General features: G+C 61.2%; 19 protein-coding genes. 10 read left to right on the top strand and 9 right to left on the bottom strand.

What is annotated here, in order from left to right; translation table 11 throughout:
* The first annotated feature begins 47 nt into the window (after nucleotides 1-47).
* Together AC1RM7_RS10130 and AC1RM7_RS10135 are read left to right on the top strand one after the other, a co-directional pair.
* On the top strand, nucleotides 48-1,028 hold the full coding sequence (locus AC1RM7_RS10130; RefSeq protein ID WP_024920004.1) for an LLM class flavin-dependent oxidoreductase: 981 nt from the start codon (nucleotides 48-50) through the stop codon (nucleotides 1,026-1,028).
* 98 nt (nucleotides 1,029-1,126) lie between these two features.
* On the top strand, nucleotides 1,127-1,492 hold the full coding sequence (locus tag AC1RM7_RS10135; protein ID WP_024920003.1) for a hypothetical protein: 366 nt from the start codon (nucleotides 1,127-1,129) through the stop codon (nucleotides 1,490-1,492).
* 77 nt (nucleotides 1,493-1,569) lie between these two features.
* Here the strand turns inward: AC1RM7_RS10135 and AC1RM7_RS10140 are convergent, their stop codons facing one another.
* A complete protein-coding gene (locus AC1RM7_RS10140) occupies nucleotides 1,570-1,737 on the bottom strand; it encodes a hypothetical protein (RefSeq protein ID WP_160166464.1) in 168 nt (55 codons plus the stop codon).
* A gap of 141 nt (nucleotides 1,738-1,878) precedes the next feature.
* On the opposite strand from AC1RM7_RS10140, the gene AC1RM7_RS10145 reads away from it, so the two are divergent.
* Nucleotides 1,879-2,250, top strand: a complete 372-nt coding sequence (locus tag AC1RM7_RS10145; RefSeq protein ID WP_034460499.1) for a tRNA-binding protein — start codon at nucleotides 1,879-1,881, stop codon at nucleotides 2,248-2,250.
* Between the two features lie 17 nt (nucleotides 2,251-2,267).
* Here the strand turns inward: AC1RM7_RS10145 and AC1RM7_RS10150 are convergent, their stop codons facing one another.
* Both AC1RM7_RS10150 and AC1RM7_RS10155 read right to left on the bottom strand, forming a co-directional pair.
* A complete protein-coding gene (locus AC1RM7_RS10150; protein WP_024920001.1) occupies nucleotides 2,268-3,239 on the bottom strand; it encodes an ATP-dependent 6-phosphofructokinase in 972 nt (323 codons plus the stop codon).
* Between the two features lie 111 nt (nucleotides 3,240-3,350).
* Nucleotides 3,351-4,433, bottom strand: a complete 1,083-nt coding sequence (locus AC1RM7_RS10155) for a Rieske 2Fe-2S domain-containing protein (RefSeq protein ID WP_006021983.1) — start codon at nucleotides 4,431-4,433, stop codon at nucleotides 3,351-3,353.
* 180 nt (nucleotides 4,434-4,613) lie between these two features.
* Between AC1RM7_RS10155 and AC1RM7_RS10160 the strand changes: the two genes are divergently transcribed.
* Together AC1RM7_RS10160 and AC1RM7_RS10165 are read left to right on the top strand one after the other, a co-directional pair.
* Entirely contained in the window at nucleotides 4,614-5,306 is a 693-nt protein-coding gene (locus tag AC1RM7_RS10160; RefSeq protein ID WP_024920000.1) for a hypothetical protein, read from the top strand.
* Between the two features lie 150 nt (nucleotides 5,307-5,456).
* A complete protein-coding gene (locus AC1RM7_RS10165) occupies nucleotides 5,457-5,912 on the top strand; it encodes a nuclear transport factor 2 family protein (RefSeq protein WP_006021985.1) in 456 nt (151 codons plus the stop codon).
* A gap of 25 nt (nucleotides 5,913-5,937) precedes the next feature.
* Here AC1RM7_RS10165 and AC1RM7_RS10170 read toward each other — a convergent pair whose 3' ends face one another.
* Nucleotides 5,938-7,203 (bottom strand): serine hydrolase domain-containing protein, encoded by a 1,266-nt coding sequence (locus AC1RM7_RS10170; RefSeq protein WP_024919999.1) that lies wholly within the window; start codon nucleotides 7,201-7,203, stop codon nucleotides 5,938-5,940.
* A 149-nt stretch (nucleotides 7,204-7,352) separates the two neighbouring features.
* Here AC1RM7_RS10170 and AC1RM7_RS10175 point away from each other — a divergent pair, with 149 nt between their 5' ends.
* From AC1RM7_RS10175 to AC1RM7_RS10190, 4 genes are all read left to right on the top strand, one after another.
* Nucleotides 7,353-7,598, top strand: a complete 246-nt coding sequence (locus AC1RM7_RS10175; protein WP_024919998.1) for a hypothetical protein — start codon at nucleotides 7,353-7,355, stop codon at nucleotides 7,596-7,598.
* 236 nt (nucleotides 7,599-7,834) lie between these two features.
* Nucleotides 7,835-8,266 (top strand): nuclear transport factor 2 family protein, encoded by a 432-nt coding sequence (locus AC1RM7_RS10180; protein WP_024919997.1) that lies wholly within the window; start codon nucleotides 7,835-7,837, stop codon nucleotides 8,264-8,266.
* Nucleotides 8,267-8,483: 217 nt separating this feature from the next.
* Complete coding sequence (locus tag AC1RM7_RS10185; RefSeq protein WP_024919996.1) at nucleotides 8,484-9,368, top strand: hypothetical protein; 885 nt, start codon at nucleotides 8,484-8,486, stop codon at nucleotides 9,366-9,368.
* 173 nt (nucleotides 9,369-9,541) lie between these two features.
* Nucleotides 9,542-9,955 carry a hypothetical protein gene (locus tag AC1RM7_RS10190; RefSeq protein WP_006021990.1) on the top strand — a complete coding sequence of 138 codons (414 nt, stop codon included), beginning with the start codon at nucleotides 9,542-9,544 and terminating at the stop codon, nucleotides 9,953-9,955.
* Between the two features lie 96 nt (nucleotides 9,956-10,051).
* Here AC1RM7_RS10190 and AC1RM7_RS10195 read toward each other — a convergent pair whose 3' ends face one another.
* The gene (locus AC1RM7_RS10195) at nucleotides 10,052-10,531 is read right to left on the bottom strand and encodes a MaoC family dehydratase (RefSeq protein WP_024919995.1); all 480 of its coding nucleotides are present in this window, start codon (nucleotides 10,529-10,531) and stop codon (nucleotides 10,052-10,054) included.
* An 8-nt stretch (nucleotides 10,532-10,539) separates the two neighbouring features.
* Nucleotides 10,540-10,998, bottom strand: a complete 459-nt coding sequence (locus AC1RM7_RS10200) for a MaoC family dehydratase (RefSeq protein WP_024919994.1) — start codon at nucleotides 10,996-10,998, stop codon at nucleotides 10,540-10,542.
* 186 nt (nucleotides 10,999-11,184) lie between these two features.
* Between AC1RM7_RS10200 and AC1RM7_RS10205 the strand changes: the two genes are divergently transcribed.
* Nucleotides 11,185-11,484: a DUF4282 domain-containing protein gene (locus AC1RM7_RS10205; RefSeq protein WP_006021993.1), complete on the top strand. Its 300-nt coding sequence runs from the start codon at nucleotides 11,185-11,187 to the stop codon at nucleotides 11,482-11,484.
* A gap of 167 nt (nucleotides 11,485-11,651) precedes the next feature.
* Here AC1RM7_RS10205 and ychF read toward each other — a convergent pair whose 3' ends face one another.
* The 3 genes from ychF to AC1RM7_RS10220 all read right to left on the bottom strand — a co-directional run bounded on the left by ychF (nucleotide 11,652) and on the right by AC1RM7_RS10220 (nucleotide 14,233).
* The gene (gene ychF / locus AC1RM7_RS10210; RefSeq protein WP_006021994.1) at nucleotides 11,652-12,749 is read right to left on the bottom strand and encodes a redox-regulated ATPase YchF; all 1,098 of its coding nucleotides are present in this window, start codon (nucleotides 12,747-12,749) and stop codon (nucleotides 11,652-11,654) included.
* 122 nt (nucleotides 12,750-12,871) lie between these two features.
* Nucleotides 12,872-13,486 carry an aminoacyl-tRNA hydrolase gene (pth, locus tag AC1RM7_RS10215; protein ID WP_024919993.1) on the bottom strand — a complete coding sequence of 205 codons (615 nt, stop codon included), beginning with the start codon at nucleotides 13,484-13,486 and terminating at the stop codon, nucleotides 12,872-12,874.
* Between the two features lie 21 nt (nucleotides 13,487-13,507).
* A complete protein-coding gene (locus AC1RM7_RS10220; RefSeq protein WP_006021996.1) occupies nucleotides 13,508-14,233 on the bottom strand; it encodes a 50S ribosomal protein L25/general stress protein Ctc in 726 nt (241 codons plus the stop codon).
* Between the last annotated feature and the right edge of the window lie 151 nt (nucleotides 14,234-14,384).

Genomic DNA, 14,384 nt, shown 5'->3' on the forward strand with positions numbered 1-14,384 from the left:
GACGCCGCTCCGCGCATCCTCCTGACGGCCCGCTTCCCGAGAGCACCATGACACCTCTGTCCATCCTCGACCTTGTGCGCGTCACGGAAGAAACCGACGCACGCGGCGCGCTCGACAACGCCCGCGATCTTGCCTCTCACGCCGAAGGCTGGGGCTATCGCCGCATCTGGGTGGCCGAGCATCACAACATGGCTGGGATTGCCAGCGCCGCGACCTCGATCGTGCTCGCACATATCGCCGCCGGAACGAAGACCATCCGCGTCGGCGCAGGCGGCATCATGCTGCCGAACCATGCGCCCTATGTGATCGCCGAGCAGTTCGGAACATTGGAGCGGCTGTTTCCCGGACGCATCGATCTTGGGCTGGGCCGTGCGCCGGGGACCGATCAACTCACGCTGCGCGCGTTGCGGCGCTCGCCCGAAGCTGCGGACAATTTTCCTCAGGACGTGCTGGAGGTGCAGGCCTTCCTGGCGCCCGCCGGTCCGAACCAGCGCATCCAGGCGGTGCCCGCTGCCGGCACGAACGTGCCGCTGTGGATTCTCGGGTCAAGCCATTTCGGCGCGATGCTCGCCGCCGAACTCGGACTTCCATATGCATTCGCCTCGCATTTCGCACCCGACCAACTGATCCCGGCGCTGGAGATTTATCGCAGCCGCTTCAAGCCTTCGGAGCAGCTGGACCGGCCCTACACCATGGTCGGCGTCAACGTAATCGCAGCCGAAAGCGACGGCGAAGCGCGGCGGCTCGCAACGACGCAGCAGATGTCCTTCACCAATCTTTTCCGCGGCGCGCGCGGCCTCAGCCAGCCACCTATCGATGACATCGAGACCTATTGGACGCCGTCGGAAAAGGCGCAGGCCATGCGCATGCTCGCACGCTCCATCATCGGCTCGCCGCAGACGGTTCGCGCCGGGATCGATGCGCTGGTGAAAGAGACCGGCGCCGACGAACTGATCGTGGTCTCCGATGTCTATGACCATCCAACACGCTTGAGGTCGTTTGAGATGATCGCCGACGCGGCCCGTTAACGGAACGACGGCACAACGTCTGCGTGATGACAGATTTGCCATCCCCCCTCGCCCCCTGCTAGGTCATCGTCAGATTTCCGACCTGGGGGACTGACCAAATGGCCGACGCCGATCTCGATGCGCTCATCCGGCAGCTTGCGAAGCAGCAGCACAAGACTCTGACCGCCGCCGTCAAGAATCAGCGGGACCGCTACGCGGCCCTCGCCGCCAAGGCGAAGGACGCGCAGGGCAAGCAGCTCAACAGGCAGCTTGCAAAGGATGCGCTGGAGATCGGCACTTCAACGGTGAAGCGGCTGCAGATGTCGGCGGACAATGCCGCCTACAGCCACGCACGATCGATGCGGCAGGCGATTGACGCGGCCAAGGAGGCCGCGAAGAAAGCCGTGAAGGAGACAAAGGACGGCAAGCCGAAGACCTCTTCGAAGAAGGGCACGAAGAAAAAGCCGGTGAAATCCGGAAGCTGAATGGAAGTTACGCCGCCCTGCTGCAAGTCCTTGAAGATGGATTGCCGGGTCAAGCCCGGTAATGACGGGCGGATGCCTCAATGGCGATAGCCGAAACTGGCGAAACGTAGGGACTCATCACAAATCCCGCCGCCGACGTTTTTCGTCGCCACGTTTTTCGCCTGAATTCTCAGTTCGCACCGCGTCATCGCGGGCTCTCTCCGAGAAAACTCGGTGCGCCGGACAGGACGGATTGCAGCGATCATGCTGTCTCTGGTTAAGGACAGCGGTCCCATCGTCCCGTCGGGAGCTAAAGCATATTAGCACCGGTCATCATCCTGTCTATCTGGAACCCAGGTGTTCCACTTAACATGCGTCTACAGGACGCATTTATTTCCGAGACGCGAATGCAATCGATGACTGTGACCTCCTCCCCCATCACCTATGACGACTTCGCCAAGATCGACCTGCGCGTCGGACGTGTTCTTGAAGTTCAGCCGTTTCCGAAAGCGCGCAACCCGTCGTGGAAGGTGCGTGTCGATCTCGGTGAGCTTGGCGAGAAATGGTCGAGCGCGCAGATCACCAACTACACGGCGGAGCAGCTTGTTGGTTCACTGGTGATATGCGTGAGCAATTTCCCCCCGCGCAACATCGCGGGCTTCATGTCCGAAGTGCTGATCCTCGGCGCGCCTGACGCTGGCGGGAAGATCATCCTGCTGTCGCCGCGCAAGGATGACTCCGGCTACGACATCGTCGCACCCGGCGCGAAGGTTTACTGACGCGTGACCCGCAGAATCTACTTTGCCAGGACGCGGGCGAGTTCGATGAGATTGGTGGAGATCGGCTTGGTGCGTCCGGCAATCTCGGCCAGCGGCGTGCGCGTGATTTCCCCGCGCTGCTCGCCGATCAGCACACCCGACACGCCTTCGGCCAGCGACGCGAGCGCAGCGACGCCAAGCCGCGTCGCCAGCAGCCTGTCGAAAGCCGTCGGCGGCGCGCCGCGCACGACATGGCCAAGCACGGTGGCGCGCAATTCGAATCCTGCCATACCGCCGTTACTTTCGAAATATTGCATGATACGCGCGGCATTCTCCTTCACGCCTTCGGCGAGCACCACGATCGCATGGGTCTTGCCGCGTTCATAAGCCGCGCGCAGCCGCTCGGCGATCTCAAACGCAGACACTTCGAATTCAGGTGTCGAGATAACCTCAGCGCCGCCGGCAAGGCCCGCCATCATGGCGAGATAGCCGCAGTTGCGCCCCATGGTCTCGACCAGAAACGCGCGGGTGTGCGACGAGCCCGTGGTCCGCAGATTGTCGATGGCTCCGACCGTCACGTTGATGGCGGTGTCGCAGCCGATGGTGACATCGGTGCCGTAAAGATCGTTGTCGATGGTCGATGCGATGCCGACCACGGGAAAGCCGACGCCATGCAGCGCTGCGGAGCCCGTCTGGGAGCCGTTGCCGCCGATCACCACCAGGGCATCGATGCCGCGCGTCGCCAGATTGCGCAGCGCTTTCGAACGGCCGCCTTCCTCACGGAATTCCTTCGAGCGGGCACTGCCGAGAAACGTCCCGCCGATCTGGATGATTCCGCCGACATCGCGCGCACTGAGCCGGGTCATGCGATCGTCGATCAGGCCCTGCCAGCCTTCACGCACACCATAGACCGCGATGTCGCGATTGAGCGCGCTACGCGTCACCGCACGAATCGCCGCATTCATGCCGGGGGCGTCGCCGCCGCTGGTCAGAATCGCAATTGCTTTCATGAAATGTGCCCCGTGAACCGGATCACCCGGACTCTATGATGCCTCCGGCAGAACGACAACGCATGACGCAACAGCCCGTTCCTAACGACGGCTTCCGTTTCGGGAGCGGGTCTAGACAGACTTGGCAGGGCCCGTCATCGGCTGACCGTTGGCCGCCAGCAGCGCGCGCAGATCGCGAATGGGCGGAAACACCTCGACATTCCAGTCCGCCCCCTGGGCATCGTGCGCACGCTGCTCCATTTCGACGATTTCGCGATCCTCGGCGAAGATCCGTTCGGTGAACCAAACCAAGGCCGGCCACGCAAGATCGAGCAGACCAGGTATTTTCGGACGGCGCACTGACAGCAATCCAAACGTACGATTGAATTTCTGCTCGGCATCCACCGGGGTATAGGCGATCCACAGGTGCATTACCGGCTCGTCGCCGGAGGTCCAGATCCGCAATGTCTGATAGGGATACTCGGTGCGGATCGTCATCAGATCCTGACTGACTTTGGAAGCACCGCGGCGGCTGCTCAGGATCAGCGCTTCGCCGAGCGGCTGGCTGCCTTCGGTGCGCGCAAAGCTGTAATCGACTTCGATCCAGTCCTCGCCCTTGCGGCGGCCAAGATAGCGCGGCGCGATCTTGCCCATCTGGCGGCGATGCAGAAACTGATGGTTCATGTCCATCAGGTTCTCGTGCATGAACGTATAGTGACAACGAACCTGCTTGCCGAAGCGGCGGGTCTTGAAAGCCTTGTCATGCGCCGAGCCAAGCGGGCCCAGCTCGGTTATCGCTTTCGGATCGCCGGGCCAGATCAGGATCAGGCCGTCCTGCTCGCGGCAGGGATAGGCGCGAACGCCGTTCGGCAGCTTGTCCTTGCCCAGATAAGGCACATCAATGCATTTGCCGGACGCGTCATAAGTCCAGCCATGGTAGCAGCAGCGCACCGCACAGCCTTCCACGACGCCCTTCGACAACGGCACCTGCCGGTGGGCGCAGCGATCCTCGAGTGCAAAGACCGCTCCACCGTCCTTCGGACGGATGAGGACGATGGGCTCGCCGGCGAATTGCGCAGCATAGGTCTTGCCGGGCTTGAGTTCTTTCGACCACGCCAGCGGGTACCAGTGATCGGGATGTGAGCCGATGCGGCGAAGGTCGATGTCTGGTGGCTGGACGAGTTGGCGGGTGGGCAAATCGAGAGTATCGGACATGAGGCCCCTTGGCATTGCTAAGTCCAGAGCTCGCGCCTGGACTGGCGCAAATATAGCGCCTGATTGGGTTTGTCTGGAAGTTGTGGTTTCATCGTGACCGATCACGTCATCGCGCCTTGGCGGGGGTAACGGTTTCTCATATGACTATTGTTGACTCCGGCTCTCGACGGACACATGACGATGCATCTGCGACCGGCCAGCCTTTGCGCATTTCTTGTCCTGTTTTGCGTTGTGGCAGCACCTGCTGATGCCGCAAAGAAAGCCGACAAGCCCGCCAACCCGGCGGAGCCGATGGCGCAGGATACGTCGCTCAACAATGTGAAGGATGCGCCGAAGGCTCCGTCGCTGGCCTGCGAAGGATCATTTGCGAAGGATGCGACGCACGCCAAGCTGGTTACCGAATTTGGCACGAAACACGTCGTGTTCAAGGACGTCGAAGTCACCAGCGGCGTCCTGACCAAGGCGACTGTCATTTTCGACGATGATCCGACCCGGCGCTTGGTGATCTACTGGAAGGACGACAAGGCCCGCGCCAGACCCGCCTCCATCTCGATCGAAGCGCCTTCGACATGGACCGGCCCCGGCGGCGTTCGCAATGGCCTGTCGCTGAAAGAACTGGAGAAGCTCAACGGCGAGACCTTTAGCATCACCGGATTTGGCGGCATCGGCGGCGGCGAAGTGTCGAAACTCAGCGGTCCGTTCGTCAACTTGGCGGGGGACTGCACGCTGAAGATTCGTTTCGAGCCCGGCATTGCCAGTCCATTGCCGCCGCGTTTTGCGGCGGTAACGGGAGACCAACTCATCGTCTCGAAGAATCTGCTTTTGCGCCGGGTGCGCCCACAGGTTTTGCAGTGGAGCCTCAACTATCGGTAAATTTTCGCTGCGTCGCCGTCCGTAAGCGACGGATGCCGTCGCGAAAATCGTCGGCACATTAGAGAGACTTCGTTAAACCTCGCATCGCATGCGGCTTGATCCTGCGGCGGTTCCCACTTACGGAACCGCCAGCTTGGGGAGACAAACGCAATGAACGATCATCGGTCCGAACAGTGCGTGCGGACTTTTCTCGACGCTTTCTATGCCGGTGACGCGCCGCGCATGGAGCAATGCTGCGACGACGCGTTTACCTCGATCACCTATGCGCCCGTGGAAATTTTTCCGCATCTCGGCCTCAAGCAAAGCAAGGCGTGGATCGCAAAGGCCATACAGATCCAGCGCGAGCGCTATTCGAGCAGGCATCACATCATCGATTTTGTGATCGCGAATGAAACGCACGGCGCAGCATTCGTGCAGGCGACTCTGACCAAACGCAGCGATCAGCGTATCATCCGGCTCAATATTGGAGAATTCTTTACACTGCGCGACGGCCTCATCGTCGAATATCGCTCGCTGTTCGATTCCTTCGATCTGGTACAGCAATTGATCGGTGAAGATCTGACCGGTGAATTCTCCATCCGCGTCAGAAACGCGATGCGGCAGTAGCACGCCGCGCTGTCCCGACCGGGTCTCACCGCGCCGCCGAGACGCCAAGCTCCCTCACCAGTCCGAACCACAGCGCGGTCAGTTCGCGCGCCGCGGGATCCTTGCTCGGCTTCAGCCGGACGGCGGTATGCACCAGCACAAGCTTCGACGCCGGATCGACGAAGATCGCCTGGCCATTGGTCCCTAGCATCGCGAACATGCGGCGCTTGGCCGGCATGATCCAGGTCTGGTAGCCATAGCCATAAAACGGCGTCGCCACGCGCGGCGCACGGAACGAACCTTCAGGCGCGGTGGTCGCCTCGATCACCCATGCTTCCGGAATGATTCCGCCGCCGTCTCGCGCAAGCAGAAGACCAAAGCGCGCATAGTCGCGCAGCCGCGCAGCGAGACAGCAATAGGCCTGCTCCTGATTGTGCCCGTCGACGGTCCAGCTTGCTTCGTCTTCCGCGCCCATCGGCTTCCAGATTTTTTCCGACAGATAATCCGACAGGCGCTTGCCGGTCGCAGCCATCAGCACAAGGCCGAGCGTTTCGGTCTGCGATCCCGCATAGGCGAATTTCGTCTCGGGCGGCGCGGCACGGGTGTTGTAGCGGCGGAGCAGGTTAGCGGCGCTCGGCAGATCGGAGCGGCGCAGGTCGCGGCTGAACGCAAAGGCATCATCGGTGCCGTCGTATCGTTCGGAAAATTCGATCCCCGCGCTCATGGTCAGGAGCGCGCGCAGCGAGGTCTGGCCGTAGGCGCTGCCTTTCATTTCCGGCACATAGTCCTGCGCCTTGTCCTCAATGGAGCGGATCTTTCCTTCCTTGATGGCAATCCCGACCAGCATCGCCACCATGGTCTTCACCATGGAGTTGGACAGCAGGCGATCGGTGTCGCGGCGTCCGTATTGATAGCGCTCGAACAGGATCGTCGAATCCCTGACGATCAGCAGTCCCGTCGTGGGATGCCGGGCAAGGTACTGATCGATGGTGCGGCGCTCGCCATCGAAGTCATAGGTCCAGGCCGTACGATCGCAGTCGCGGGCCAGCGGCGAAGGCGTGGCTGGCGGAAACACCGCATGGGCCGGAAGCAGTTTGTCGAAATTACTGAATGTCGCGACCATGTAGTTCTGCTTCGTGCGGTCGGCGATGGTGCCAAGCGGATAGTTTTCGGCGGCACCATAGGCCTCGGCATCCGGTCCGGAACGGGAGAATGACGGCTCGCAGGCCGCCTTTGCGGACGCGCCACCGGCCAGCAGCACGCAGACGCATGCCGCCGCACCTAACGAATACAGAGCGGATGAAAATGTCATCGGTGTCTCGGAGATTTGCTGAAAAGCCCTTCGTGATTATGCAGCGAGGATGGCGCGGGACGGTCCGGCGTTCAAGCGGATGAACCTGCCGGCCCCCTCGCCCGACCAACCGTTGTCCGGGAGTTAGCCCCCGGATCACGGGGGATATGATGAAAGCAGTTGTTCTCGCCGCCTTAGGGACCGTTGTCGGTCTCGTTCTCGGCGCCGCGGCCGGCATCCTGGCCGGAATCGCCTGGGTCAGCATTTTCGGGATCAGCGATTTCGAAGGTTACAGCGCGATGCTGGTGTTTTTTACCTTTGCCCCGGCCGGCGCCCTGTTCGGCGGACTTACCGGCGCGATTTGGGCTGCCTATGCCGCGTCACGCGCACGAATCCGCATGGAAGGCGACGCCTAGAGCCGGATCAGCCGATCGCCTGCCACTGCTTTGGGCGCTCCACACGCCTTGATTGAAATTTAAGCCGAACCCGCGCTTTGGGCATTTGTGCATTGCAATATCACGAGTGGTTAATCTGCTGAAATCCATTATGACCCGTATCATCAAGTGGAATTTCAGCTTTCTGGCACGGCGTCAGCGCGGACGCCCTTAGACCGTCTGCTGTTTGTTAAGTTACATTTCAGGACTTCAAAAAAATGACAGAGCACAGTCTCTGGCGTGTATCGCGCGCGTTTCACCGCGCGCTGAGTGAGCGTCAGGCCGATCAGCTTGAATCCGTCCTCGACGACAATGTCGATTGGGCGATCTATGGCCCGATCGACATGTTTGCCTTTTTCGGCCCCCGGCGCGGCAAGCGGGCCGTGGTCGATGTCGTCCGCGAGATTTCCAGCATCGTGACACTCCACCGCAGCGAACGGGAATCCATCATGCTCGGCGAGGACTCGGCTGCGTCGATGATGCGGTATTCGCTGATGCCGGAAGCCAACGGCAATCCGATCAGTGTCCGCGTCGCCCTGTTCGTCCAGTTCAAGGCGGGACGCCTGAGCAGCCTCCGCGCCGTGATCGATACCTTCGACCTCGTCGAACAGACTCTTGGCCGCCAGATTCATCTGCCGAAGATCGCCTAACCAAGTGTATAAATGCTGGATGACAAGCCCCGCCCGCGCGGGGCTTTTTGTTTGGGCAGGATAACGCGCGACGATCACAGCGGCTTGAACCCGCGCAACACAATTGCGACAAACACCATTGAAAGATGATCGCCGGAAGTCGCGACTGCTGCGTCGAAAGACGATATTAACCTGCATAGCGCCTGATCAGCCTGATCGATTTGCCGGACGCAATGCAATGACGCCGAAAATGCCGCAGCCAGCGAAATCCCCAAGGATCGTGACCGCACTTGCGGTTGCTTGCGGAGTCTGGGCTGCCGTAGCCGGGCATGCACGGGCGGAAGACGGCACGCCTGCGGAAAACACCGAGACAGCCGCGCCGGAATTCGTCGAACCGGCGGATCTCGACTGGAGCGTGCTCAACAGCGATCCGAGATCGCTTTACGAATCCCCCGCTGCAATCGATCGCAAGATCCGCGCCGCAATCGACGACCCGTGGTCGTGGAGCCGCACCGACAAACCGGACGGCTCCTCCGCCGTCGCGATCAAGCAGCCGATTACTCCTTTCTGGGACACCCGCGTCGGCGCGGACCTCAACGTCACAACGAAGATGCCGATGACATCGTCGGAAGTGCTCGCGGAAAAAATCGCGCACAACAATCAGATTTCGCAATCATCCGGCAGCGCATGGGCCGCGATGACCGCGCCGGGCGTCGGCTCGATCTGGGACAAGACCGCCATCGAGGCGCGCACCGATCCGTCGCAGGAGCAAAGCAAGTTCGGAACGTCGCTGAGCAAGTCGCTGCCGTTCGGCGGCGATCAGTACGCACTCACCCTGCAGCACGGATACAATGTCACGCAGCAAACGCTGGTGCCGGTGTTCGGCCTCGGCGCGTCATCGCGCATTTATGAAATCGATCAGTCCGCCAAGCTCGGCATCGCCGAAACCGGCACAAGTTTCATCGCAGGCCAGACCCACTCAAGCGCCGACGACAAATGGCTGCGCCGGATTGGTGCGGAGCAGAAACTGTTCGGCGGCGTCACTGTGACCGGATCGGTCAGCGAAACCCCAAGCGGCGCTCCAAACAGCAGCCTGACCGCCGGCTTCAAGACACGCTGGTAGGTTCAACTTAACCGGGTGGCTACCATCCCGGCCTTTCCCGTTTTGTCCACTGTATGAATGCGCCTTCGCCGCATCCTCGCCGCGTTTCGGTCACGATCGGCTGGACACTTATACCGGTACTCGTCGTGCGGGGGACTCCGCGCTCGCTCAACCTGCGAAACAAGGAACAGCCGATGAACGCTTTGCCAGCAGAAAAGTCCGAAATGACCGATGAAGACAAGACCCTCGCCGCCGTCACCGACGTCGAAGCGGGCATTCGCGACTTCGTCCGCAAGGATGTCGCCTACCTTCGGCGCACGCCGGCCGCTCCTGGCACCGAGACACCTTCGGACGCCACCGCCGAGGCCGCTGTCAGCAGCGTCAACACGCTGATCCACCGCGTCGCAGGAGCTTCGGTCAGCGAAATCGAAACGTTGATTGCGGAGCTCGAAGGGCTGCGCACGCTGATGCATAATGAAGGTCAGCGCATCCAGCGCGAACTGGCGGGCTATGCTCAGCTCGGGCAGACTGCGATGAAATCAACGCGCATGATCGCCGACAATCTGGCGCAGTGGAAACGCTCGGCTCCCGAGCCGCGCCAGGACTAAACGATACTCTGACCGCGGCACGATCCCGCCGGACCGTGCCTTGGTAACCTCCCTGAGACTTGCCGCCCCTCGGACAGAGCGGGCGGCATTTTTCTGTCAGGAGATGGGGCGCCGCGCCGCGAACACCGAGCCCATGAACGAGAATGCCAGTTCGCCGCGCTGATTGACGCCGGTGTTGTAGAAACCGACGAAGCCGAATTGCGGCCGCGACGCCAGCGGGCGCTTCGACGTGATCTCGGAAACGTAGGTCAGCGTATCGCCCGCCAGTACGGGCTTGAGCCATTTCAGTTCGCGAAATCCCGGCGACGGTCCCGACACGATCGGCTTCTCGCCGCGCGCCGCCAGTTCAGCGGCTTCACGCTGGAAGCTGGCCACCGTGAGCCGCATGTAAGTCGCTGCCACATGCCAGCCCGAAGCGGCGAGACCGCCGAACACGGAATTGCGCCCGGCTTCCTCGTCGAGATGAAACGGCTGCGGATCGAACTTGGCGGCGAAGGCCTTGATGCCTTCGGGCGTGAACGTGAACGATCCGAGTTCGCGGCGATCGCCGATATTCATGTCTTCGAAATATGGCATGGCTTGTCCTACTTCGCGCCGGCCGCGGCGCGGCGCAACACCATCAGAGGCAGCGTCGCCAGCATCAGCGTCTGTCCCGATGCGTTGCGCATGTCGTTCTTGATGTAAACGAACCCGACGTCAGAACGGCTCTTGGATTCGCGCGTCGAGACGACATCGACGGATATCGTAAGATCGTCGCCGGGCCGCAATGGCGAAACCCAGCGCACCTCATCGACACCGGGCGAGCCGGCGGAGGCGATGTTGTGGATGAAACCGTCCCAGCAGATCCGCATCAGCAGCGAGCACATGTGCCAGCCTGAGCCCGACAGCCCCTTGAGGATGGTGCGGCCGGCGGCCTCCTCGTCCAGATGCATCGGCTGCGGATCGAACTCGGAAGCGAAGGCGATAATATCGTCGCGGGAGACGTGGTGCGGGCCGAATGTGCCAAAATGGCCGGGCTTGAAGTCTTCGAATGTCAGTTTCATCGTTTCTATCGTGCTGTGGATAGGCGCAGTTTGGCCGTTATTTGAGGACACCTCAAGCGGTGCGTTTCGCGGTCAGCTTCCGTCCTTTTCGGCGATATGCGACAACCTTCACCATCCGGAGTGATTCAGCCGGTCGCTGATTCGCCTACCGTCCTCGATCTTTTGCGCCTCATCTGGAGAAAACCCATGTTTCATTTCCAGGATCTCTTCCAGTGGGACAGGTTCATCACGCCCACCATCATCAAGGTCTTCTACTGGCTGGTGATCGCACTGATCATCCTGTTCGGCATCGCCGGAATATTCTCCGCGCTGACCCTGATGGCGATCAGCCCGTTCGGCGGCTTCATCCAGTTGCTGTCAGCACTGGCAGGCATTGTCGTCGGAATCATTTTCTCGCGCATCAGCGCCGAACTGATCCTGATCATATTCAGGATCAACGAACATCTCGGCGCGATCCGCGACCAGGGCCGCGACCACGAACGGTAGATATTTTCCCGCCGTCACCCTGAGGTGCCGGAGCGAAGCAACAGGCGTTCGAAAGAACGCCGTTCTTCGAACGGCTATGGGCCTCGAAGGGCGATGGCCTTCTGTTTATCCGTCATCCTTCAAGGCTCGCAAGAACCCGCACCTCCGGATGACGGACCGCCGTGCAATTACGTATTGAACCGGAAGTGCATCACGTCGCCGTCGGCGACGACATATTCCTTGCCTTCCAGCCGCAGCTTGCCGGTGTCGCGCGCGCCAGCTTCACCACCATTCGCGATGTAGTCGTCATAGGCGATGGTTTCGGCGCGGATAAAGCCTTTCTCGAAATCGGTATGAATCACACCGGCCGCCGCAGGCGCCTTGGTGCCCTTGGTGATGGTCCAGGCGCGGGCTTCCTTGGGACCGACCGTGAAATAGGTGATGAGATGCAGCAACTCGTAACCGGCGCGGATCAGGCGGTCGAGACCAGCTTCTTCCAGTCCCAGCGTGTCGAGGAAGTCCACCCGCTCCTCGCGTGACAGCGTCGCGATCTCGGATTCGATCTTGGCGGAAATCGCCACCGCGACCGCACCTTCCTTTTTCGCATGCTCGAATACCTGCTGCGAGAAACTATTGCCGGTGGCGGCCGCGCCTTCCTCGACGTTGCAGACATAAAGAACAGGCTTGGACGTCAGAAGACCGAGCATGCGGAATGCGCGCTCTTCCTCGGCCTTGCGCTCGAGGAAACGCGCCGGCTTTCCGTCGCGCAGCAGCTTCAGCGCGCGCTCGACCAGTTCGAGCTGCTCCTTGGCGTCCTTGTCGTTGCCCTTGGCCTTCTTTGACAGGCTGTCGACGCGTTTTTCGAGGCTGTCGAGATCGGCCAGCATCAACTCGGTCTCGATGGTCTCGATATCGGCCAGCGGCGCGATCTTGCCTTCGACGTGGGTGATGTCGGAATCCTCAAAGCAGCGCACCACATGCGCCACCGCATCGACTTCGCGGATGGTGGCGAGAAACTGGTTGCCGAGGCCTTCGCCCTTCGACGCGCCTTTGACCAGACCCGCGATGTCCACGAACGTCAATTGTGTCGGAATGATCTGCTGCGACTTCGCGATCGCCGACAGCTTGTCGAGACGCGGATCAGGCACCGCGACCGCGCCGACATTCGGCTCGATGGTGCAGAACGGATAGTTCGCCGCCTGTGCCGCCGCCGTTTCCGTCAGCGCGTTGAACAGTGTGGACTTGCCGACGTTGGGCAGTCCGACGATGCCGCATTTGAAACCCATGATCTTCTTTCGACTTTGACGTGCGGTGACCGCTTCGATTTCATTTCGTCATACGCGGGCTTGACCCGCGTATCCATCTTCTTTGGAAAGATGGATCGCCGGATCAAGTCCGGCGATGACAATCATTTTTTGGGCGACGGTTCGCTGTCGTCCTTCGATGTGAATCCCTTTGCATCCATTGCAAGATGCACCTTGTTTGCAAACGACGCGTCCTGCCCGGTGACGATAAACGCCGCGTTGTCGGCAATCGCCTCGCACAGCGCGCTGACCCAGGGCATTTCGCTTTTGGCGAAATCGGACAGAACGTGCTGATGCACCAGATCCTTGACGCCGGGATGCCCGACACCGAGCCTCACGCGGCGATAATCGTTGCCGACATGCGCGGAGATCGAGCGAAGTCCGTTGTGTCCCGCGATGCCGCCGCCGATCTTGACCCGCAGCTTCGCGGGCGGCAGTTCGATCTCGTCGTGAAACACCGTGATGTCGCCGACGCCCATCTTGAAGAACTTGGTTGCCTCGCCGACAGCGTTGCCCGACTCGTTCATATAAGTCGTGGGCTTCAGCAGAATGACGCGCCCGTTGCCGAGATTGCCTTCGGAGGTCTCCCCCTGAAAGCGACGGCGCCACGGACCAAATCCGTGACGCCGTGCGATCTCGTCGACAGCCATGAACCCGATGTTGTGCCGGTTGCCCTGATACTTCGCGCCGGGATTCCCCAGTCCGACGAACAGGCGCATGGCACGGGCTCTCCCGGCCGCTTACTTCTTCTTGTCGGCAGCAGGCGCCTTGGCAGCAGCAGCCGCGGGAGCCTTCGCAGCACCAGCCGCAGGAGCAGCCGCCGCAGCACCGGCCGCAGGAGCAGCACCGGCCGCAGGCGCAGCACCACCGGCAGCAGCCGCAGCCTTCAGTTCTTCGTTGTAGCCCGACGGCGGAACGATGGTGACCAGTGTCGCGTCTTCGCGGGTGAACAGCTTCACGCCGTTCGGCAGCTTGATGTCGGTGATGTGCAGCGAGCTGCCGATATCGAGCTTGCCCACGTCAGCTTCGAGATACTGCGGGATGTTGTCCGCCGGCACTTCGAGGTCGATGTTGTGGGTCACGATGTTGACCGTGCCGCCGCGCTTCACGCCTGGCGAGGTTTCCGAATTCAGCACGTGCAGCGGAACGCTGACGCGGATCTTGGAGCCTTCGCCGAGACGCAGGAAGTCCACGTGCAGCGGGAAGTCGCGCACCGGGTCGAGGCTGAAGTCGCGCGGAATCACGCGGTGCTTTTTGCCGTCGAGTTCGATGTCGTGAATCGTGGTCAGAAAACGCCCGGCCTGAATGCGCAGGCGCAGTTCAGCGTCATCGAGCGAGATGGTCAGCGGGGGCTGGTTGTTGCCATAGATCACTGCCGGGATACGGCCAGCGCGACGTTCAGCCCGGGCGGCCCCCTTGCCGGCCTTCGGACGAGCGGTCGCCTTCAATTCCTTGACGGTCGCCATTGTTAAGTTCCTCAAGATTTAAAAGTGAAGGGCCGCAAAGCGGCCCGGTTCTACATCGCGGCGAGCCTCCAGGGGTGCGGGGGCCGCTGACGTGGCGGGTTCTTAGCCCCAAAGGGCCAGAAACACAAGGAAATGAGCGGATTTTAGAGCG

This window comes from Afipia sp. GW822-FHT03D08 (assembly GCF_058801645.1).

Bases quoted from the DNA above. Each gene is read 5' to 3' on its own strand.
- AC1RM7_RS10140 (WP_160166464.1), bottom strand. From the start codon at position 1,737: ATGATCGCTGCAATCCGTCCTGTCCGGCGCACCGAGTTTTCTCGGAGA.
- AC1RM7_RS10205 (WP_006021993.1), top strand. From the start codon at position 11,185: ATGTTTCATTTCCAGGATCTCTTCCAGTGGGACAGGTTCATCACGCCC.
- ychF (WP_006021994.1), bottom strand. From the start codon at position 12,749: ATGGGTTTCAAATGCGGCATCGTCGGACTGCCCAACGTCGGCAAGTCC.
- AC1RM7_RS10175 (WP_024919998.1), top strand. From the start codon at position 7,353: ATGAAAGCAGTTGTTCTCGCCGCCTTAGGGACCGTTGTCGGTCTCGTT.
- AC1RM7_RS10200 (WP_024919994.1), bottom strand. From the start codon at position 10,998: ATGAAACTGACATTCGAAGACTTCAAGCCCGGCCATTTTGGCACATTC.
- AC1RM7_RS10185 (WP_024919996.1), top strand. From the start codon at position 8,484: ATGACGCCGAAAATGCCGCAGCCAGCGAAATCCCCAAGGATCGTGACC.
- AC1RM7_RS10135 (WP_024920003.1), top strand. From the start codon at position 1,127: ATGGCCGACGCCGATCTCGATGCGCTCATCCGGCAGCTTGCGAAGCAG.
- AC1RM7_RS10165 (WP_006021985.1), top strand. From the start codon at position 5,457: ATGAACGATCATCGGTCCGAACAGTGCGTGCGGACTTTTCTCGACGCT.
- AC1RM7_RS10150 (WP_024920001.1), bottom strand. From the start codon at position 3,239: ATGAAAGCAATTGCGATTCTGACCAGCGGCGGCGACGCCCCCGGCATG.
- AC1RM7_RS10190 (WP_006021990.1), top strand. From the start codon at position 9,542: ATGAACGCTTTGCCAGCAGAAAAGTCCGAAATGACCGATGAAGACAAG.
- AC1RM7_RS10155 (WP_006021983.1), bottom strand. From the start codon at position 4,433: ATGTCCGATACTCTCGATTTGCCCACCCGCCAACTCGTCCAGCCACCA.
- pth (WP_024919993.1), bottom strand. From the start codon at position 13,486: ATGCGCCTGTTCGTCGGACTGGGGAATCCCGGCGCGAAGTATCAGGGC.
- AC1RM7_RS10145 (WP_034460499.1), top strand. From the start codon at position 1,879: ATGCAATCGATGACTGTGACCTCCTCCCCCATCACCTATGACGACTTC.
- AC1RM7_RS10160 (WP_024920000.1), top strand. From the start codon at position 4,614: ATGCATCTGCGACCGGCCAGCCTTTGCGCATTTCTTGTCCTGTTTTGC.
- AC1RM7_RS10180 (WP_024919997.1), top strand. From the start codon at position 7,835: ATGACAGAGCACAGTCTCTGGCGTGTATCGCGCGCGTTTCACCGCGCG.
- AC1RM7_RS10195 (WP_024919995.1), bottom strand. From the start codon at position 10,531: ATGCCATATTTCGAAGACATGAATATCGGCGATCGCCGCGAACTCGGA.
- AC1RM7_RS10130 (WP_024920004.1), top strand. From the start codon at position 48: ATGACACCTCTGTCCATCCTCGACCTTGTGCGCGTCACGGAAGAAACC.
- AC1RM7_RS10220 (WP_006021996.1), bottom strand. From the start codon at position 14,233: ATGGCGACCGTCAAGGAATTGAAGGCGACCGCTCGTCCGAAGGCCGGC.
- AC1RM7_RS10170 (WP_024919999.1), bottom strand. From the start codon at position 7,203: ATGACATTTTCATCCGCTCTGTATTCGTTAGGTGCGGCGGCATGCGTC.